Origin of the sequence: Microbacterium sp. ANT_H45B (genome assembly GCF_008369345.1) — a bacterium.
Taxonomy (GTDB): domain Bacteria; phylum Actinomycetota; class Actinomycetes; order Actinomycetales; family Microbacteriaceae; genus Microbacterium.
In genome coordinates, this window is the sequence record NZ_VOBK01000003.1 from 367,085 (window position 1) to 384,928 (window position 17,844).

The window sequence follows — 17,844 nt, forward strand, 5'->3', positions numbered from 1 at the left end:
TATTCCGGCACAGCACGTATCGAGGCGCTGTGCGCGCCGTGTGGTGAGAGGCCGCTCGGGCACGAGGGAATCGTGACGACGATGTCGCCACGCGACGAGATCGGATGCCGCAAGACGCCTTTACGATGAAGTCATGCACCCCCTCGACACTCTCGCGCTCGTCGCCGAGGTGCTGTCGTGGATCGGTATGGGAACAGGGCTGCCGCTGCTGATCCTGGCGATGCTCATCCGCATCGTCGAAGGGCCGTGGCTGCCGATCGAGATCGCCGTCGTCGAGCGCGACGGCGAAGTTCTCGCCCGCTGGTTCGCCGGCGAGCACTTCCGCGAGAGGCGGCTACGATCCGGTGAGCCGCCGACCGTGGGCTGGACGACCGGCGTCGTCAGCGCGAACGACCCGACGAGGGCCCGGATCGGCGAACCACCGCACTTCCGTCGCGTCGTGCGGACACTCGGGATCGTCTTCACCGCCGTCGGCGCGTTCGGTCTGATCGTGTCGCTGGTTCCGCTGTTCCTCTGACCCGTTCGGTGCAGACATGCGGTGCGAGGTGCGCCTGGTCAGCCCTCTCGGATCGCGATCCCCGGATACTCGAGGATGAGCCCCGACCTGTCGTACCGCAGATCGCACGCGAACTCGAAAGTCGATGACTCATAGTGGAACAGGATCTGCTCCGGGCCGGCGTTGATCAACGTGTAGCGCTGTTCGAGTCGTTCGACGCGCAGGTCCTCGGCCCGGACGAAGGCGGCCGGCACGTCGACGCCGACTCCCTCGAAGAAGTCGAGACGATGAACCGGGAGCGTGTTCGTCACGGCGGACGACTCGAAATCCACGTCGACACACCCATCGAGCTCAGGTCGCGGCTCGCCGTTCACGGTCCACCGCCCCGCGTCGTCGCGCGCCAGCGTCACCTCACTCCTCCCCGTGTTCGTGAGGCTGGACGCCTGCACCGCCACCGTTGTCCACGAGCGGTCCACGCTCACGTCGTAGCCGACCGACCACAGCGCAGAGGACTCGTGCGCGGTGGTGTGTCCGCTCACACGATGCCCGGTGCTCAGGGCCTGGAAGAAGGCGATCTCGAATCCGTCCCTTGCTCCTGCGTGGTTCCAGCTCGCGCCACCGGGTGGTGTCGTCAGTCTCATCAACGGAATCTATCGCTCGCGGGCTGCCGATCTCCGTCACGCGTGCGGCACGCCCGCTACAGCTTCGTCGCGTAGATGCGGAACCTGCGCTGAGTGACGGTGATCGGAGCTGCAGCCTGCAGGTCGGAGAGACGCCGAGCATGCGATCGCACGGCGAACCCCGGTGCGTCCCACGGCACGAGGCCGATGTAGGTGACGAGGGCGACAGCATCCCTGAACCGCATCGTCCCTTCCCAGTGGTCGACCTGGTCGATCCGCATCCCTGCGTCCCGAAGGGCCTCTGCCTGCGCGTCCACAGTGACGTCGGAGTGAAGGTACTCGCCCCCGAACCACTCATGGATCTCGGGGGCGTCGAAGCCATCCACCTGCTGCGTCAGGAACCTACCGCCCGAGACCAGCACCCGTGCGATCTCGGCCGGGTCGTAGGACTCGTGACGGGACATCACCACGTCCTGACTCCGGTCGGGAAGGTCGAGGGGATCGCCGGCCTCCGAGTCGTACTGCAGCACTCTCACGCGACGGGGCATGAGGCGTGCTCGTGCTTCGGGAACATTGGGCGGCCATCCCTCGGTCGCTATGACCTGAGGCGGGCGAAAAGACCCATCTGCCAGCGAGTCCAGCAACGCGGACAGCCGCTCGCCGCCGCCGGTCCCCAGATCCACGGCTCCGACGCGGGAGTCGCGCAGCGCGTGCAGACAGTCGGCCTCGAAGTCCCACCAGGGGCTGTCGGAGGTCAGCGCGCCATCCAGCCGCGAGAAGTCCCATCCGACCATCTGCGCGTCAGCGTGCGCCGCTTCGAGTCGCGCGAGAAGATCCACGTCGATTCCTTCGAGGTCGCTGCCGAGATCGCCACGCATCGTGGGGTCCTCGGTCTGCTCGTCCGCCGTCACGCTGCGAGTCTGACATACCGACTCGATCTCGGTGACAGCCTTCGCCGCGTGAGCGCGCCGCCCGCCTGGTGTGAGTCCATCGCGTCGATCACTCCGCCCCGGCGCACCTGCTCTCATCGTGAGGTCATGGGCAAGACCGACTGTGCAACCACCACAGCGCTTGCGACCAGGAACGCGGGCGCGAGATAGAAGGTGAGCAAGATCGACCCCACCAGGGGCCCCGCACGACCCATCGCGAGAACGCGCGGAGTGCGCGTCCGAGCACGGGGAACTCTGCGCGGGACAGCCACCGTCGATAGCACCAGTCGACTGCCGCAAGCCTCCGTCGGGTGCCCAAGCGCACCAGGTCCAGAGCCACCCGCAGCCAGAAGCCATATGCCACCACACCGACGAGACCGACGAACATCGACCACAGGTGGTTCAGCAGCTCGACGCTTCCACTCCGGGTCGCATAGAAGTCACTTCCGGTGGCGATGATCGTCGTGAGCAGAATCCCGCCGAAGAATCCGAGGAACGCCACGGTTGTCCGCGCGAGGCCGACGACGTGCCGTCCGAGGACAGACGTCTCGGCGAGCGGTCGCGGCGGTCGCAGCACGGCAGCGACACAGGCATGGACGAGAACGACGGCGAGAGAGACGATCGCGATGACAAGGGCGAGACCCAGCGCAACGTGCAACCCCAGATCCGCGGGTTCGCCGGCCGATGCGAGGCGGGATACATCCCCCACTGTCATATCGCCCCCGTCACGACGTTGCCTCGGGCATGCGTTCCTCCTCATTCAGCCGAACCGCGTGATCGACCTCATCGTTCGCGAACTCGGCATTGCCGCGATCGTACCGGTGACTAGGACAGAACAGCCGAGGCGGCGGTCGCGCATCTCGTGACCCGCACGATCGTGTCCGACTGTCCGATCTCACGAGAGTTGTCGGTTGGTGAGACAGGGCATCTCCGGAAAGACGGGTGAGGGGTGCGCCGCCGAAACTGCCGGTTGTCTCACGAAACTTGTCGGAAATCGGCGATGGTTAACGGCAAAGCGACTCGTCATTGCTAACCCCCAGCTGGCGGCGATATTCGCAACCATCACCACTCGTGCGCTCGTCCGGATCGGACGCTGGCATGACGCCCACCAAACGCACGCACCCCAGAACAAGGTCGCACCTCCGACGACGACGAGAAGCGGAGAAGACAGCGCCACTCCGTTCGCGGTGAGGGGAGCTGTACCCGCGACAACCAGGCCAAGGACGAGGCAATAGATCGCGTCGAAACGAAGACTGAGGCGTGCCAGTCGGTCACCAGTCATGTGACCGAGTCTCTACGCCACCGTAGTCTTGGTCAATGCTGTCACTCCGTCGCCGAAAGTCCTCGTCGACGGATGCGAGCCCACTATCGAACAGCTCGCCCAGCTGGCACTAACGAACTACGGACATTTCACAGCACTGCAATACGCGGCGGCGCCACCGGTCTGCTCGCGGTCGAACTGGAACCCCGGCGGAACCGAGATCAGCTCCCGGTCACATGTGGGCGCCACCGTCGATGCGAATTTCGGTTCCAGTGATGAAGGCCCCGTCGTCAGAGATCAACGTGGCGATGATTCCCGAGACGTTCTCCGGCGTGCCCTGAGAGCCATCGCCGAGGCGGGCCTGGAGGTTGGTGAACAGGGACCAGTCGGTGTCCGCCGGAAGGTTCTGGGCGGTGGTGCTGGTGATGCCGCTCGTGATACCTCCGGGCACGACGCTGACTGCTCGCAGCCCCTGTTTGGCGTACTCGAGCGCGATGGAGTGGGTGAACGCTGCGATGGCACCCTTGGACGCGGAGTATGCGGCCATGTAGGGGTGGGCGAAGAACGCAGACGTCGAGGCGAAGTTGATGATCACGGCTCCCGGCTTCGCCGTCAGGCTCGGCAGAGCTTCGCGGGTGACCAGGAACGTCCCGGTGAGGTTGACGTTGATGATCGTGTTCCACCGATCCAGCGTGACCTCGTGGGTGTGGTCGCCGAAGAGGATGCCGGCTGCGTTAACCAGCGCGTCGAGCGATCCGAACTCGGCGAGAACAGCGGCAACGGCCGCCGTCACCGACTTCTCATCGGAGATGTCGACGCGGTGGGTGAACAGGCGATCCCGCTGCTCCGCGGGCACGCTGTCGGCGAGAGCGATGAGCGAGTCGCCGCTCAGGTCCAGGGCGGCGACTCGTGCACCTTCGTCGAGAAGACGCAGCGCCGTGCCGCGCCCGATGCCGGAGGCAGCACCGGTGACGATGATGGACTTGCTTTCGAGGCGAGGCATGAAGATTCCGTTCAATCGAGGGGTGCGCTGGTAGTCGTCCGTCTGGTCACGCGTTTGCGGGTTCACCCGCGCTGAGAGCCATGAGCTGCTCGAGCGTCTCCGTCGGGATGGCGTTGCCGATGAAAGCGAGGAACTGCTGCATCGGCATCGATTCGACCATCCGGAGCGCATCGCTGTTCGCCTCTGCTTCAGCCGACTGCTCCGCAGACATCCCCCCAGCCAGCCCCTGCATGATCGCGGGCCCGACCGTGGGGTGAGCGAACCACTCTCCGACGGTGGAGTCCAAGGTCAGCACTCGCACGATGGTGTCTCCAGTGAGTGTGATCGACTCCTCGGCGACGATGTCGGAGACGTTCTCGCCGATCTGGATCGCGTAGTCGCCGGCGGGAACCACCCACGTCGAGAGCTCGATGTCCCAGTAGGCGAAAGCGCGGCGGTCGAGCTCGAACTCGACGGTGCGTGATTCACCGGGTTCGAGCGCGACCTTCGTGAAAGCCCGCAGTTCGCGGGCGGGCCGGCGCACGGGTCCTGCCTGGGAGGCGACGTAGACCTGGACGACATGCTTGCCTGCGACCGATCCGGTGTTCTCGGCAGTGACCGACACGCGGACAGAGTCGTCGCTCATCGAGGCCACGTCCAGCTTCGTCGTGCGGAAGCTCGTGTAGCTCAGTCCATGCCCGAACGGATAGCGCACGGCGGCGCCCGCGGTCTCGTAGTGACGGTAGCCGACCATGACCCCCTCGCCATAGCGCACATGCCCCTGCTCGCCGGGGAAGTTGTTCCAGCTCGGGTTGTCCTGGAGCTTAAGCGGGATCGTCTCGGCGAGGTGTCCGGAGGGGTTCACGACGCCGAAGAGCACGTCGGCGATGGCCGCTCCGCCGGCCTGTCCGAGGAGCCATCCCTCGAGGACCGCGTCGACGTCGTCGTGCCAGCCCTCGAGCGAGACGACGCCGCCGTTGGACAGCACCACGACGGTTCGTGCCGAGGTTGCGGCCACCGCCCGGATGAGGTCGATCTGCGTCCGGGGCAGGTCGAGATGGGTCCGGTCGAAGCCCTCCGACTCCTCACTGTCGCTGAGCCCTGCGAATACGATCGCCACGTCAGCGCGCGAGGCGACCTCGACCGCTTCGGCGCGTCGAGCATCCGTCTCCGGGTCTTCACCGAGCGCGAAGCCCGAGGCGTGCTCGACCGCGATGCCATGCTCGGCTGCTCGCTCCCGGATCGAATCGAGAGGCACGTCAACGCGGGTGGGATTGAGGTGTGAGCTGCCACCGCCCTGGAACCGGGGCTCGAGCGCGAAAGCGCCGATGACCGCGATCCGACCCGTCGGACGGATCGGCAGCGCGTCGTCGTCGTTCTTGAGCAGCACGACCGAGTCGGCCGCGAGCGTCCGTGCGAGGGCGTGGTGGGCATCGACGTCGAACTCCCCTGTCGCCTCGCGCGACAGCTCGGTGAGTGCGAGGACGCGGCGCACCGCGGTGTCGACGGCGTCCTCGGAGAGGCGGCCGGAGCGCACGGCGTCGACGATCTGCTGGTCCGTCGTGCCTCCGCTTCCCGGCATTTCGAGGTCCATGCCTGCGGCGACGCCCGCGACGCGGTCACTGACCGCGCCCCAGTCCGAGACGACGGCGCCTTCGAAGCCCCAATCGCCGCGCAGGACGTCGGTCAACAGCCAGGGGTTGTGGGACGCGTAGACGCCATTGACCTTGTTGTAGGACGCCATCACGGTCGCCGGGGCCGACTCCTTCACCACCCGCTCGAAGGCAGGGAGGTAGATCTCGCGAAGTGTCCGCTCGTCGACGTCGGCACTGATGCGCATCCGCTCGTGCTCCTGGTTGTTCGCGGCGAAGTGCTTGACGGATGCGCCCGGCCCGACCTCCTGCATCGCAGCGACATGAGCGGCGCCGAGGACTCCCGAAAGGAGGGGGTCCTCGGAGTAGTACTCGAAGTTGCGGCCGCAGAGTGGGGAGCGCTTGATGTTGACGCCCGGGCCCAGGACGACGGATACCCCGAGCGCGAGCGCCTCGCGCCCGACGGCCGCGCCGAGTTGCGCTGCAACCTCCGGGTCCCAGCTCGAGCCGACCGCGGCTGCGGGCGGGAAGCAGGTCGAGGGGAGCGCGCCGTTGATGCCGAGATGGTCGGCGGCGCCGTCCTGCTTTCGGACACCGTGCGGACCGTCGGTGAGCATGATCGCGGGGATGCCCGCCTCATCGATCGCCTTCGTCATCCAGAAGTCCTGGCCGGAGAGGAGCGATGCTTTTTGCTCGAGAGTGAGGGTGCTGATGTCGTGGGTCATGCGGAGGCTCCGGTCGAGGTGAGAGAGGTGGTCAGGTCGCCGCGGAGCTCATCCGAGGCGCCAGGAAGGTAATCGAGCAGGGTGCGGATGGACATGCCTGCAGCCTCCGGAGCGCGTCCGTCGAGCGGAACGCCCGGGAAGTAGCGAGTGAAGACCTCGGTGAACCGCCGCCACGCCGCGGCGTCACCGGCGACCTCGCCCAGGGTCGAATCGAGATCGAACGACCCGGGTCCGGCGGCCTCATCCACGTCGTAGCTCCAGTGGTGTTCTCCCGCCGCGACCTCGACACGGTCGCCGCCGACGCTCAGCGGGAGCACGATCTCGGCGCTGGTGCCCTCGGGAATGCTCACGTCGACGGTGACGGTGCCGTCTTCGAGACGCCAGGCGACGCGGACCTCGCCGTGCACGGTGGTGTGACGCAGGCTTGCCGAGGTGAGTCCTCCACCCGGCAGGGGCGCGATGCGCATCCGTCGGTAGCCCGGCTCGAGTGCAGTGAGGCCGCCGATGGTGCGGTGCATCCAATCGACGACGGCGCCGAGCGCGTAGTGGTTGAGCGATGTCATCCCCGAGGGGTTGATGGTGCCGTCGGGGCGGATGGAGTCCCAGCGCTCCCAGATGGTCGTTGCACCCATCGTCACCGGGTAGAGGAATGAGGGACAGCCCGTCTCCAGCAACAGGAGATACGCCTCATCGAGGTGGCCGGTAGCGGAGAGAGCGTCGGTGACGAGCGGTGTCCCGGCGAACCCGGTCGAGATCCGGTAGCCGGCGAGTGCGACGATGTCGGCGAGACGATCCCCGGCGTGCATTCTCTGCGCGTCGTCGAGGAGGTCGAAGGTGATGGCGAGGGCATAGGCGGTCGCGGTCTCATTCACCACACGTCCTGTGCTCGTGACGAACTCGGCACGGAACGCACCATGCACCCGCTCCGCGAGGGCACGGAACTCTTCGGCATCAGCAGTGCGGCCGAGGACGGAGGCAGTTGCAGCCATCTCACGCGTCGTGCGGCAGAGGTAGGCGGCGGCGACGAGGTGTCGGTCGGTCTTGCCGCCGGCAGGGTTGTCTAGCGGCGCGTCCGGGTCGAGCCAGTCACCGTACTGGAAGCCCGTGCTCCACAGCCCGTTCTCGTCGAGCAGGCCCGCGACCTGCCGGATGAACGCCGTCATCGAGTCATAGGCGTCGGCGAGAATCTGCTCGTCACCGTATTCGCGGTAGAGCGCCCACGGCAGGCTGACGGCGACGTCGCTCCAGAGCGCGGTCGGTGAAGAGGGGGTGGAGAGCACATCGGGTACGACCCAGGGGACGAACCCCTTCTCAGCCTGCTCGACGGCGAGGTCTCGAAGCCAGGAACCGAGCACCCCGCGCACGTCGTAGAGGAATGCCGCGGTCGGCGCGAAGGCGTTGATGTCGCCCGTCCAGCCCAGGCGCTCGTCCCGCTGCGGGCAGTCGGTGGGGACGCCGACGAAGTTGTCGCGCATCGACCACACGGTGTTCGAGTGCAGTTGATTGAGCAATGGCTCGGACGTCTCGAGCCAGCCGGTGCGATTCATGTCGGAGTGCACGACGATGGCGCGCAGAGCGGACGCGTCCAGCTCACCGGGCCAGCCGTCGACCTCCACGTAGCGGAACCCATGGAACGTGAACCTCGGCTCCCAGGTCTCCGCGCCCTCACCGCGCAGCGTGTATCGGTCGGTGGCGGCAGCGGTGCGAATCGTCTCGAAGTCGGCCTCGCCCCCGATCATCACCTCGGAGTGGCGCAGCGTGACGGTGGTACCGGCCGGCCCCTCGACGGTGAGACGCACCCAGCCCGAGATGTTCTGACCGAAGTCGACCACGGTTCGGCCGGCGGGGGTGATCAGGATCTCCACTGGCGCCAGCTCCTCGATCCGCCGGATCGGAGGCGCGATCGGCTCGACCAACGAGTCGAGAGGCCAGTCGAAAGACTCGACGGCGCCCCATGTCGAATCGTCAAAGCCGGCGCTGTCCCAGCCGGACGGCTCGAGGCGGGCGTCATACTCCTCGCCGTCGTAGATGCTGTTCGCGCGCACACCGCCGGTCGACGCACGGAAGTCCGAGCCGCTACCGACGACCTCGGTACGGCCATCGGCATACTCGAGCTCGAGCTGCAGCCAGGCGGCGGGCCGGTCGGAGTAGTGACGGCGCTTCTCCTCCCACCCCAGCCGACCCAGCGCCCAGCCCTCCCCCAGCACAGCGCCGACGGCGTTGACGCCGGTGACGACGAGCTCGGTGACGTCGTGGCTGCTGACCACGAGGCGGTGCCGGTACGAAGTCCAGCCAGGCGCGAGGACCTCGTCGCCAACGACGTCACCGTTCAGATGCGGCTCGATCAGGCCGACTGCGGTGCTTCGCAGCGTCGCTCGCACGGGAAGCTCGGTGACGTCGAACTCGCGCCGCATGTAGGACGCAGGTTCGCCAGCGTCCCCGGTAGCGGAGAGAGGGGTGATGAAGACGGCAGACCAGGGAACGGGCATGAGGTGGGACTCCATTGTCAACAGAAACCGGCGCTAGCGCGAGCTAGTGACACGAGGTTACTTCGGTTCGCTAGCACGCGCAACCTCGAGGGCGTCCCGCCAGTCGCCTCCGTCGGAGCGGCTAGCGCGGACAAGCCGTAGGCTTGTCCGCGAATGGGACGAGGCGACATGACAGGTATGGTGACGGCGGATAAGAGAGTGACCGCTGCGGACATCGCGCGCGCCGTAGGCGTTTCGCGCGCGACCGTCGGCTTCGTGCTCAACGACACTCCTGGCCAGACGATCTCCGAGGCGACGAGAACCCGGGTCCTCGAAGCCGCTCGGCGCCTGGGCTACCGCCCGCACCTTGCGGCGCAAGCATTGGCGAGCGGCCGAAGTCGGATCATCCTCCTGGTGCTGCCCGACTGGCCCATGGAGTACAGCATGCGCCGCCACGTCGACGAGGCGTCGATCGCTCTCGACGAGGCCAGCTACTCACTGGTGACCATGACCCCGCATGCCGGGGGCAAGGCGCGGCCGCTGTGGGAAACGCTGCAGCCCGACGTCGTCATGGGGATGATGCCCTTCACGCCCGAGCGGTTCGAGGAGATCCGCGCGGCCGGTGTGCCCGTCGTGATCCCCGCCCCCGAGGACGGCGCCGAACGCGTCGAGCTCTCCTTCAGCAAGGGGCCTCGACTCCAGATCGAGCACCTTCTCGCGCGGGGACACCGCCGAGTCGCCTTCGCGGCCTCTCCCGATCCGCGCCTCGGCGAGCTCGTCTCGTCGCGCTTCGCAGTCGCCGAGGCGACGGCACGTGCACGAGGGATGCTCAGCCTCGAGCGAATCGATATCGAAGCGGAAGGCGTGATGGCGCAGGTCGATCAATGGCACCGAGCAGGGGTCACCGGAGTCGTGGCATACAACGACGACATCGCCGCGCTGGTCGTCGGAGCCGCGATCCGGCTCGGACTCGCCGTCCCGTCCGACCTCGCGGTCGTCGGTCACGACGACTCGCCGCTGGCACAGATGTTCCTGCCCGCGCTCACCTCCGTGCACGTCGACGACGCCGGCCTTGGTCGCTATTTCGCACAGCTGGCCCTCGCCGCCGCCAAAGGCCAACCCGCACCCAGCACCGCACCCGAGCAACAGGTGTCCCTCGTCGAGCGCGAATCCTCCTGACCCGCTTCGCCGCGGTGCGCACCGCACTCCGGTGACACCAGGAGGCGAGCAGACGCTCTGAATCGGGCCCTGATGCTCGAGAGGTCCATCACGGAAACTCTCTGTGGAAGGGCTAGTTGCGCGCGCTAGTTCTACGAGGTATTGTCCTCCAGTAGCGCGCGCTAGCGCACCCAAACCGACAATGGAGTCTCATGACTAACAGCTTCGAGGGACCCGAGTCCCAGACGCCCCCCGTGCCGTACCCCATTCCTCAGGCGTCCATCGCGGAGGAATTCTCGCTGAAGACAGCACCCCTGCTCGCGCAGAAGCCCGTCGGCAAGAAGTACATCTGGCTCGTCGTGCTCGCACAGTTCGGCATTTTCGTCGCCTTCATCACCCCGATCGCCATCTCGCTGGCCATCAAGGTCTCCCAGCTCGCACCAGGGCAGGAAGAGGTGCTGGGCTACGTGACCGGCCTCGGAGCCTTGGCGTCGGTGATCGCCACACCCCTCTTGGGCATGCTCAGCGACCGGACCAAGTCTCGTTTCGGTCGCCGGCGTCCCTTCATCCTGAGCGGAGTCGTCGTCGGAACCGTCGCCCTGTTCATCATGGCGACCGCGACGACGCTTCCGGCCCTCGCGCTGGGGTGGATCCTGACCCAGATCGGCTGGGGCGCCGGCGCACTCGCAGGAGTCCAGACGAGCACCGCAGACAGGCTCTCCCCGGAGCAGCGTGGCAAGGTCGCCGGTCTCGGCGGCTTCGCGACGCAGGTCGCACCGGCACTGGGTGTGGGAATCGCGGGTGCCTTCGCGGGCGACAACCTGCTGCTGTTCCTGGTCCCGGGTGCCATCGGCGTTGTGCTGACACTGGCTTTCGTGGTCTTCATCAAGGAGGCGGACAGTCGCGAGATGGCCCTGAACGGACGTCTCAGTCTTGCTGTCATCGCGAGCAAATTCTTCTTCAACCCGCGCAAGCACAAGGACTATGCCTGGAACTGGCTCGGGCGCTTCCTCTTCTATTTCGGTCTCGCGTTGAGCACGACCTTCACCGCGTACTTCTTCGCTCAGCGGCTGGGCGTCACGCTGCAAGAGGTCGCCGGCGTGCTCGTGCCCCTCTCGCTCATCGGCCTCGTGGCTACGACGCTCGGCGCGCTGGGCGGCGGCTTCCTCTCCGACAAGTTCCGTCGCCGGCGCATCTTCGTCCTCGTCTCTGCGCTGATCTACGCCGGAGGCGCAGTCGTGACGGGTCTCGCCCCCGGCATCGAGATGCTCTACATCGGAGGCGCACTCACCGCCCTCGGCATCGGCATCTTCTCCGCAGTCGACCAGGCTCTCCTCTTGGACATCCTTCCCGAGCGCGAGACGGACGCGGGACGGTACATGGGGATCATCTCGTTCGCAGCAACCATCCCGCAGTCGATCGCGCCCCTCATCGCCCCACTCTTCGTCGGCATCGGCGTCGCCGCAGGAGGAGACAAGAACTACTCGCTCCTGTTCTTCCTCGCCGCCGCAGTGGTCGTTGCCGGAGGTTTCGTCATCCTCCGGATCCGGGGAACGCGCTGACCGGGCACCAGCCCTGAGCCGCTCTACAGCGTCGGTGGACCTGACAGCTCACGTCCTGACCGGTCCACCGCCTCCCCTCCAGAGTCCGCTTCCACACCACACGGCAAGCACGCACGAATGAGCAAGCTCCATTTCTCGCACGGCTGGACCGTTCAGACCGCAGCGGCCGGTTCCCGGGTCCCCGTCGACCTGCCCCACGATGCGATGCTGGCCGAGCCTCGGACGGCTGAAGCGCCATCCGGATCGCACGGGGCGTACTTCGCCGGAGGTCTCTACACGTTCGGGTATCGATTCATCTCTGACGTGATCGAAGCCGAGGCCGGGCTGGCAGCGTCCGAGCGGCGCGTGTGGCGGCTGTGCTCTGAACAGAAACTGTGGTCTGTGTTCTCGAAGAAGCGCGGCCTGAACCGGAAAGCGGGGCCTCCGGTGCATGACGATCTCGTGCTCCGCGACTTCACTGCGACAAGTCCGGACCAGCTGTGGTTGACCGATATCACCGAGCATTGGACTGCTTAGATTCCAGCAGTCGTCGCAACACTCGTGATTATGAGGTCTTCAGTAAAACAGTCATTCGTTCGGCGGGGGTGTCCCAGTCGAACGATTTGCGGGGCCGGCCGTTGAGTTCATGGGCGACGGCGAGGAGGTAGTCGATGCTGTGCGCGGCGAGGTCGGTGCCTTTCGGGAAGTATTGGCGGAGTAGGCCGTTGGTGTTCTCGTTGCTGCCGCCTGCCAGGGTGAACCTGCGTCGGCGAAGTAGACGTCAAAGTTCGTGGCGGTGCTGAACGCGCGGTGCTCGGCCATCTCCGCTCGTTGGTCCCAGGTCAGGGTGCCTCGCAGGGAGGTCGGAAGGTTGCGGACGGTCGTGATGAGGGAGTCGCGAACTGCTTCCGCTGTGCGTTCCCGTCCGAGATGGCCGAGCATGACGAAGCGTGTGGAGCGCTCGACCAGCGTTGCCATCGCGGAGCCGCCGAGTGCGCCGATGATGAGGTCACCCTCCCAATACCCCGGGACGTCGCGCGAGTCCACGACGGGTGGTCGTTTGCTGATGGAGTTCATCGGGTCAACGAATCGCGGGCGGCGAGTGTCGGAAAGCCTGTGTGGTTTCCGGGCAACCCGTCCGCGACGCAGTTGCTGCCCGAGGGTGCGCTTGAGCTCGCCGCGAGCATGAACGTAGATTCCCTGTTAGATCGTCTCGCTGCTCACGCGCATCTCCGGAGTGGCCGGGAAGTCCTTGATCAGCCGGTGGCTAATTTGTTGCGGCGACCACTTCGTCTTCAGTTTCGCCTGCACGTAAGAAAGAAGAGCGTCGTTGACGAGGAGCTTCGGCTGCCGCGAGTATCGAATTGTGGCCGCCAGGGCGTTCGTTCCATCGATCGCCTGAAGCCAGTTGGTGGTCAGCGTCATTGCGGACTCCGTTCGGACCCGGTGTCCGTGGAGGTGTTCCGCGGTGCGGGTCCTGACTTGTCCGGCAAGTTACTCCGCCGTTCGGCGCGGAACCGGCAACACGCCGCCGATCTACAACTCGGGTGCGAATCTACAACTCCCGTGCGACGTTCTACAGGTAGATGAGATTTCTACAGATCCGGTGAGACAGGACAATGTCCGATCTCACGAAACTTGGCGCAACGTGAGATCGGCGATCCGCGGAATCACGAGGAACTATCTTCTCGCGGGGGAGACGATCTGTCTCACCCACGTTGACGGCAACTGTAAGTGATCGCTACCGGACACCCGATAATGCGAACAGAATTCTCTGACAAGCTCATTCGATAGTCACAGAATCTGGAGGCAATGTGACAAGCGGACCCAGCTACTCCATCGCAAGCTGCGTCGTCGAAACCGCACACAGGCTCGTCGCCACTCCCGGTGACGACGAGAAGGTCGTCGCGGCGCGCAACGCGGGGCGCGCCCTACTAACCGCTGAGGTGCTCAGCTTTGGTTCTGTCGGGCCCGGCACCCGCGCTAGGAGGTACGGCCAAGGTCTCGAAGTGACACTCGGGTTTTACGACGAGAAGCAACTCGCTGCAGTGGAGAACGTCCAGGAACTTGTCTCCGATGAGTTCAGCGAGAGTATTGGAGGCTGGCCCTCCGCGGTCCAGGTCGGGCTGCGACTACTCTCCAACGGCGAGGGCTGGCTCGGCGTGCAGCACGACTGGCCTGCGGATGTACCGTTCCGGCATCTAGATCCCTTCGTTCCACCACGCGATGTGCCTGACCATCGCAGCCCCGGGCAACTGCGCATCATCGGGCGCCGACTGCGCTATCGCCTCGGCATCGATCACGACAACGGCCGCCCCGACTTGTTCTGGTGGACGACCGCGCAAACGGATCACTGGATCCAGCGATATCTCTACGACACCACCCCGCCTATCGCCGCCCCCAGTTGGACCCGCCCTTCCTGGGGGCAACGACGGGCGTTTAACAGGTATGTCGCAGCCCTCTACTTCACTCGTTACCCCGGTGGATCAATAAGCATCGATGCTGGCGCGAACTCCCCCGATGACTGGGGCTACGTGAACCTTGAGCGAGATCCGATCCAAGTCCGGGCCATCGGCCCACGCTCCGGAGGGCAGACCGAGGCAGACGTGGAGATTACGCTTGCGCGGGCAGGCGTTCAATTGCAGTGCTCGTTCGCTCGCACCGTTTCTGAGCAGGGTCGTCGCCCCGGTTCCGTCCAGGCCGAGGCGCTAATGAGCCTCGCTCACGCGAGCAACCCCGATGTCGATGTCGTCCTCCTCTTCCGCGGCGGATTCAGTTACGATCGACCGCCGCTGCCGATCGACTGCAACCACATCCTGGACGCGGCCGAGGTGCTCACGAAACGCGGCATTGAAGTCGTCCTGGGTCTCGGGCACGGTACTACCGACATCCACCGCATCGCAGGGCGGCAGCCCGCCATCGGAGTCCACGAGGCCGTCACCCCCTCAGCGGCAGCCAGTTGGATCCTCACCGAGCACGTCAATCAGCGGCTCATGAACTCTGTTCCCAACTTTGGGCAATCCCGCCCCTGATCACTCATTGCTACGACAACCTTCGAGCTAGTGAGCGCTCCCGCTGCTACTGACGCACCAGCCACGCGCTCAACCGGCCTCGCTAAAACTCTCGCCCCAGCAAGCCACCCGTCTCGGTGTCGAGGATCGTGCGCACGATGCCGGTCTTGAACCACTCCTGTTCGAGAACCTCGTCCGGCACGTCGTTGCTGTTGATCGTGCAGATGTACTGTCCCCCGGTGGACTCCACCATGGCCTGTGCAAAGTGGAGCGCTCCCGCCCGCTGACGCGGATCAACGCCGTCGAAAACGGACGAGTCGTGCACCAGGAAGTCGGGGTGGTGATTGGTGATGATCCCTTCTTCGAGCATCGTAAGGTCGAAGCAGAACAGGATCATGCGATCGACGCCTGTGCTTCCTGAACCGGAAGCGCTGATGGTGAATTTATATCCGGCGTCATCGACGGACACCGTGAGCGCGGCGTCCTTGCCGTAGAGCTGGCGCATCTTCTGGCTGAAGCGATCGCTAATCCGATCGAGCTTTTCGCGCGACGTCGTCAGATCACGTGTGGCTTCACTCCTCTTGGTGGACTGCACGAGTTTGAGTTCTTCGCGGCGGGTCACGAGTTCGCGGGCCTGCTCGATCTGAAGATCCAGCGCGGCCATTCGCGCCTCAATGTCGCTGAGTTCGCCGCGCATCGCATTGAGTTCGTCGAGAGCGCCGCCCGCGTCGAGGGTACGTAGCGCCGCGTCACGCTGCTCGTCGAGCCGGGTGAGTTCGTCCGCGCGTCTTTGGATACGCGCATCGAGGTTCTCAATCTCGACACTAAGGAACTGGCGGCGGTTCGCGAGCAGTGTCGCATGGAAGTCCCGAACCTCGCTGACTTGGCGCTTGAAGCCGTCTGCGAGGATCACTCCGGCCGCACTTAATAGATCCTCGACGGATACTGACTCTTCGTCGACATCCGTCGATTCCGCAAGCGAGGCCACGTACAGATCGTGCATACGTCGGTCGACGACAGCTGCATCGCGGAGGCGGCTAATCTCCGCAGTCAGAAGGTCCGCACGTGCGACAAGGGAGTTGGGGTCCTCAAGAATGCGGAATCCGGAGATACGTGCACGCCACTCGTCGGCCTCGTTCTTGAGTGCCGCCCGATCGAGTGCGAGCTCCTCCTCTGGGCGGAGCGATGCGACGAGCCCCTCCTTGGTGGCCGCCGTGATGACCTTTAGTTGATCCAGGCCCTTCTTCACGTTGGCAAGCTCGTGAATCACCTGCCAGTCAAGGCCGAGGAGGAACGCGACATGCTCGCGGCTGCTAGTCGCACCCTGCTGCGGAATGACCTTGAATGGATCGCGCGGAGTGTCCGTACGGATCACATACGACAGCAGAGTGCGAACTGACAGTCCCCCCGTTTCGTCCTCCGCAGCCGGCTCCAAGCGAAACAGCGCAAGGCCGAGCAGAGCCTTCCAGCTATCGAGTGTGATCTCACCTTCGGTCAACCATGGCGTGATCATCTCGCGCGCCGAGCCATCAGCAAAGATCGTTAGCCGCCGCCCGCTGGCCAGGGACCGGGTAGCCGCGACGGTGCCGCCGAACATCCTCAGCGTCAACGTCACCTCCCAACCGTCATCGGCGAGCGGACGCAGGCTTTTGTGCAGACTGCCAGCGAGAACGTAGTTCATCAGCATGAGCATTGTCGATTTGCCCCGCGCGTTTCGGCTGTCCTGATCGGTCGAGTCATGTGCGCGCTCGGCGATGATCGCGTTGAAGCCCGGCTGGAAGTCGATGGGCGTAACATCATCCTGATTCACACTTAAGCGGATGAACACTAACTTGCCCTCACCATCTGGTCCTGGTACTCGAGCGCGCCCGCCCCATAAAGGAGGGTCAGGGCTGCGACGAAGGTGTCGTAAGTCGACGCTACCGACGACTTACCGCGCTCAACGTAAAGTTGGCCGACGCTCATACTTCGGTCTGCGAGTAACGCCAGCAAGGCGGCTGCCTCGCCGACCACCGTGCGGTCCATCGGCGTGAACTTGTCGGGGAAGAAGTCACTCACGTTCGAAGATCTCGCAGATCTCGAAGAGGTACGCGATAACGGCCAGTGACGCCGCGCGTATCTGTTGGGTGTCTCGGGGTCCGGCATGCTCGACAGCCGTTTCCACGAGGTAGTCGAAGACACCGTCCGGCTCGAGGTTCTCGGCCCGCGCCGCGTAGTAGTCGCTCTTGAACCGTGCAACCAGGCTACGCCCGAACGAGGGTTTGACTGAGTTCTGGAACCCGATGAAGGCCTCCACCCGAGATGCCTGTGACAGACCATCAGTGATTCGCTGCACCGACGTAGGTCCGAGCCGGTTCAGATCGATCTTCTCCTGCAACGGAAGCGCAAGCTCCACACCAAGGCGCTGAGGCGGGGCCGGCTGACTGGCGATGACTGTGCACACCACGGTGAGTTCCTCATATGTCACGTCGCCAAGGGCGCTCCGCACCGCACGCTCCACTGCCGCCTCATGAGCCAGTTTGGCTTCCACGAGGAATTCCCGTGTGTGGTGCCCCAGTTGGGTATCGACCGCGTCATGGTGCGGTCCGCAAAGATACATCAAATTCTCGGCAGAGCCTCGCTCCGCCGAAGTCATCCGCGGATCGTAGCGCGGGCCACCTGGGCTGGCGGCAGCGATGTGGGCGACCTTGCCGATCGCTTTGGGGCGGTCGCCTTCTGTCTTCGGGTCGATCGTCAAGTCGAGACCGCACCCGGGGTAGCCACACTTATTTCCGCTTCGAGCGATGACCACCTTCTCTTGGGCCGGCGGAACTCGATCCCGCAGAGAAGACTGAGCCATAGACAAGACATTACCGGGCGGATGCAGCCCGCTCCGGCAACGTCGTATCGTGTCAGGCGCGCATAGTTGCCAAGAAGATGCCGCCCCTAAACGGACCGACCTCCCTGCCTGGGAGCCACTGTCGATGGACTTACCTGGCTTGCGCTCTCAAATCCTCACTCTCGATGCCTCGTAGCGGCGGCGATCCTCTGAGGACGAATCGAGTCGTCTAACTCCGCGTTG

13 protein-coding genes and 2 pseudogenes are annotated in these 17,844 nt (G+C 65.1%); 5 read left to right on the top strand and 10 right to left on the bottom strand.

What is annotated here, in order from left to right; genetic code table 11:
• The first annotated feature begins 133 nt into the window (after positions 1-133).
• Positions 134-517, top strand: coding sequence for a hypothetical protein (locus FQ142_RS13950; protein ID WP_149423775.1), 384 nt, complete (start codon positions 134-136; stop codon positions 515-517).
• Between the two features lie 38 nt (positions 518-555).
• Here FQ142_RS13950 and FQ142_RS13955 read toward each other — a convergent pair whose 3' ends face one another.
• The 6 genes from FQ142_RS13955 to FQ142_RS13980 all read right to left on the bottom strand — a co-directional run bounded on the left by FQ142_RS13955 (position 556) and on the right by FQ142_RS13980 (position 9,019).
• Positions 556-1,137 carry a putative glycolipid-binding domain-containing protein gene (locus FQ142_RS13955; RefSeq protein ID WP_149423776.1) on the bottom strand — a complete coding sequence of 194 codons (582 nt, stop codon included), beginning with the start codon at positions 1,135-1,137 and terminating at the stop codon, positions 556-558.
• A 56-nt stretch (positions 1,138-1,193) separates the two neighbouring features.
• Entirely contained in the window at positions 1,194-2,027 is an 834-nt protein-coding gene (locus FQ142_RS13960; RefSeq protein ID WP_262492158.1) for a class I SAM-dependent methyltransferase, read from the bottom strand.
• Between the two features lie 124 nt (positions 2,028-2,151).
• Positions 2,152-2,703 carry a hypothetical protein gene (locus FQ142_RS13965; protein ID WP_149423777.1) on the bottom strand — a complete coding sequence of 184 codons (552 nt, stop codon included), beginning with the start codon at positions 2,701-2,703 and terminating at the stop codon, positions 2,152-2,154.
• Between the two features lie 835 nt (positions 2,704-3,538).
• A complete protein-coding gene (locus FQ142_RS13970) occupies positions 3,539-4,309 on the bottom strand; it encodes an SDR family NAD(P)-dependent oxidoreductase (RefSeq protein WP_149423778.1) in 771 nt (256 codons plus the stop codon).
• Between the two features lie 46 nt (positions 4,310-4,355).
• Positions 4,356-6,605, bottom strand: a complete 2,250-nt coding sequence (locus FQ142_RS13975) for a glycoside hydrolase family 3 C-terminal domain-containing protein (RefSeq protein WP_149423779.1) — start codon at positions 6,603-6,605, stop codon at positions 4,356-4,358.
• Positions 6,602-9,019 carry a glycoside hydrolase family 78 protein gene (locus FQ142_RS13980; protein WP_262492159.1) on the bottom strand — a complete coding sequence of 806 codons (2,418 nt, stop codon included), beginning with the start codon at positions 9,017-9,019 and terminating at the stop codon, positions 6,602-6,604. Before FQ142_RS13980 ends, FQ142_RS13975 begins: the two co-directional genes overlap by 4 nt.
• A 273-nt stretch (positions 9,020-9,292) precedes the next feature.
• Between FQ142_RS13980 and FQ142_RS13985 the strand changes: the two genes are divergently transcribed.
• The 3 genes and pseudogenes from FQ142_RS13985 to FQ142_RS13995 form a co-directional block, all read left to right on the top strand.
• Positions 9,293-10,252 carry a LacI family DNA-binding transcriptional regulator gene (locus FQ142_RS13985; RefSeq protein ID WP_149423781.1) on the top strand — a complete coding sequence of 320 codons (960 nt, stop codon included), beginning with the start codon at positions 9,293-9,295 and terminating at the stop codon, positions 10,250-10,252.
• A gap of 191 nt (positions 10,253-10,443) precedes the next feature.
• Positions 10,444-11,793, top strand: coding sequence for an MFS transporter (locus tag FQ142_RS13990; RefSeq protein ID WP_149423782.1), 1,350 nt, complete (start codon positions 10,444-10,446; stop codon positions 11,791-11,793).
• 279 nt (positions 11,794-12,072) lie between these two features.
• Positions 12,073-12,303 (top strand): annotated as a pseudogene (locus FQ142_RS13995) (IS3 family transposase); the annotation flags it as partial.
• 34 nt (positions 12,304-12,337) lie between these two features.
• Here the strand turns inward: FQ142_RS13995 and FQ142_RS14000 are convergent.
• Positions 12,338-13,128, bottom strand: a pseudogene (locus FQ142_RS14000) (IS30 family transposase); the annotation flags it as partial.
• 458 nt (positions 13,129-13,586) lie between these two features.
• Between FQ142_RS14000 and FQ142_RS14005 the strand changes: the two are divergent.
• Positions 13,587-14,804, top strand: coding sequence for a hypothetical protein (locus FQ142_RS14005; protein ID WP_149423783.1), 1,218 nt, complete (start codon positions 13,587-13,589; stop codon positions 14,802-14,804).
• An 82-nt stretch (positions 14,805-14,886) separates the two neighbouring features.
• On the opposite strand, the gene FQ142_RS14010 is transcribed toward FQ142_RS14005, so the two are convergent.
• From FQ142_RS14010 to FQ142_RS14020, 3 genes are read right to left on the bottom strand one after another with little or no spacing between them, the layout of a single operon-like run.
• Positions 14,887-16,611, bottom strand: coding sequence for a DUF2326 domain-containing protein (locus FQ142_RS14010; protein WP_149423784.1), 1,725 nt, complete (start codon positions 16,609-16,611; stop codon positions 14,887-14,889).
• Entirely contained in the window at positions 16,611-16,841 is a 231-nt protein-coding gene (locus tag FQ142_RS14015; protein ID WP_149423785.1) for an ABC-three component system middle component 6, read from the bottom strand. Before FQ142_RS14015 ends, FQ142_RS14010 begins: the two co-directional genes overlap by 1 nt.
• The gene (locus tag FQ142_RS14020) at positions 16,834-17,520 is read right to left on the bottom strand and encodes an ABC-three component system protein (protein WP_149423786.1); all 687 of its coding nucleotides are present in this window, start codon (positions 17,518-17,520) and stop codon (positions 16,834-16,836) included. The genes FQ142_RS14015 and FQ142_RS14020 overlap by 8 nt, the downstream gene beginning before the upstream one ends.
• Positions 17,521-17,844 lie beyond the last annotated feature (324 nt).

Coding starts and splice junctions, on each gene's coding strand:
- FQ142_RS13950 (WP_149423775.1), top strand. CDS start 134: ATGCACCCCCTCGACACTCTCGCGCTCGTCGCCGAGGTGCTGTCGTGG.
- FQ142_RS13955 (WP_149423776.1), bottom strand. CDS start 1,137: ATGAGACTGACGACACCACCCGGTGGCGCGAGCTGGAACCACGCAGGA.
- FQ142_RS13970 (WP_149423778.1), bottom strand. CDS start 4,309: ATGCCTCGCCTCGAAAGCAAGTCCATCATCGTCACCGGTGCTGCCTCC.
- FQ142_RS13975 (WP_149423779.1), bottom strand. CDS start 6,605: ATGACCCACGACATCAGCACCCTCACTCTCGAGCAAAAAGCATCGCTC.
- FQ142_RS13980 (WP_262492159.1), bottom strand. CDS start 9,019: ATGCGGCGCGAGTTCGACGTCACCGAGCTTCCCGTGCGAGCGACGCTG.
- FQ142_RS13990 (WP_149423782.1), top strand. CDS start 10,444: ATGACTAACAGCTTCGAGGGACCCGAGTCCCAGACGCCCCCCGTGCCG.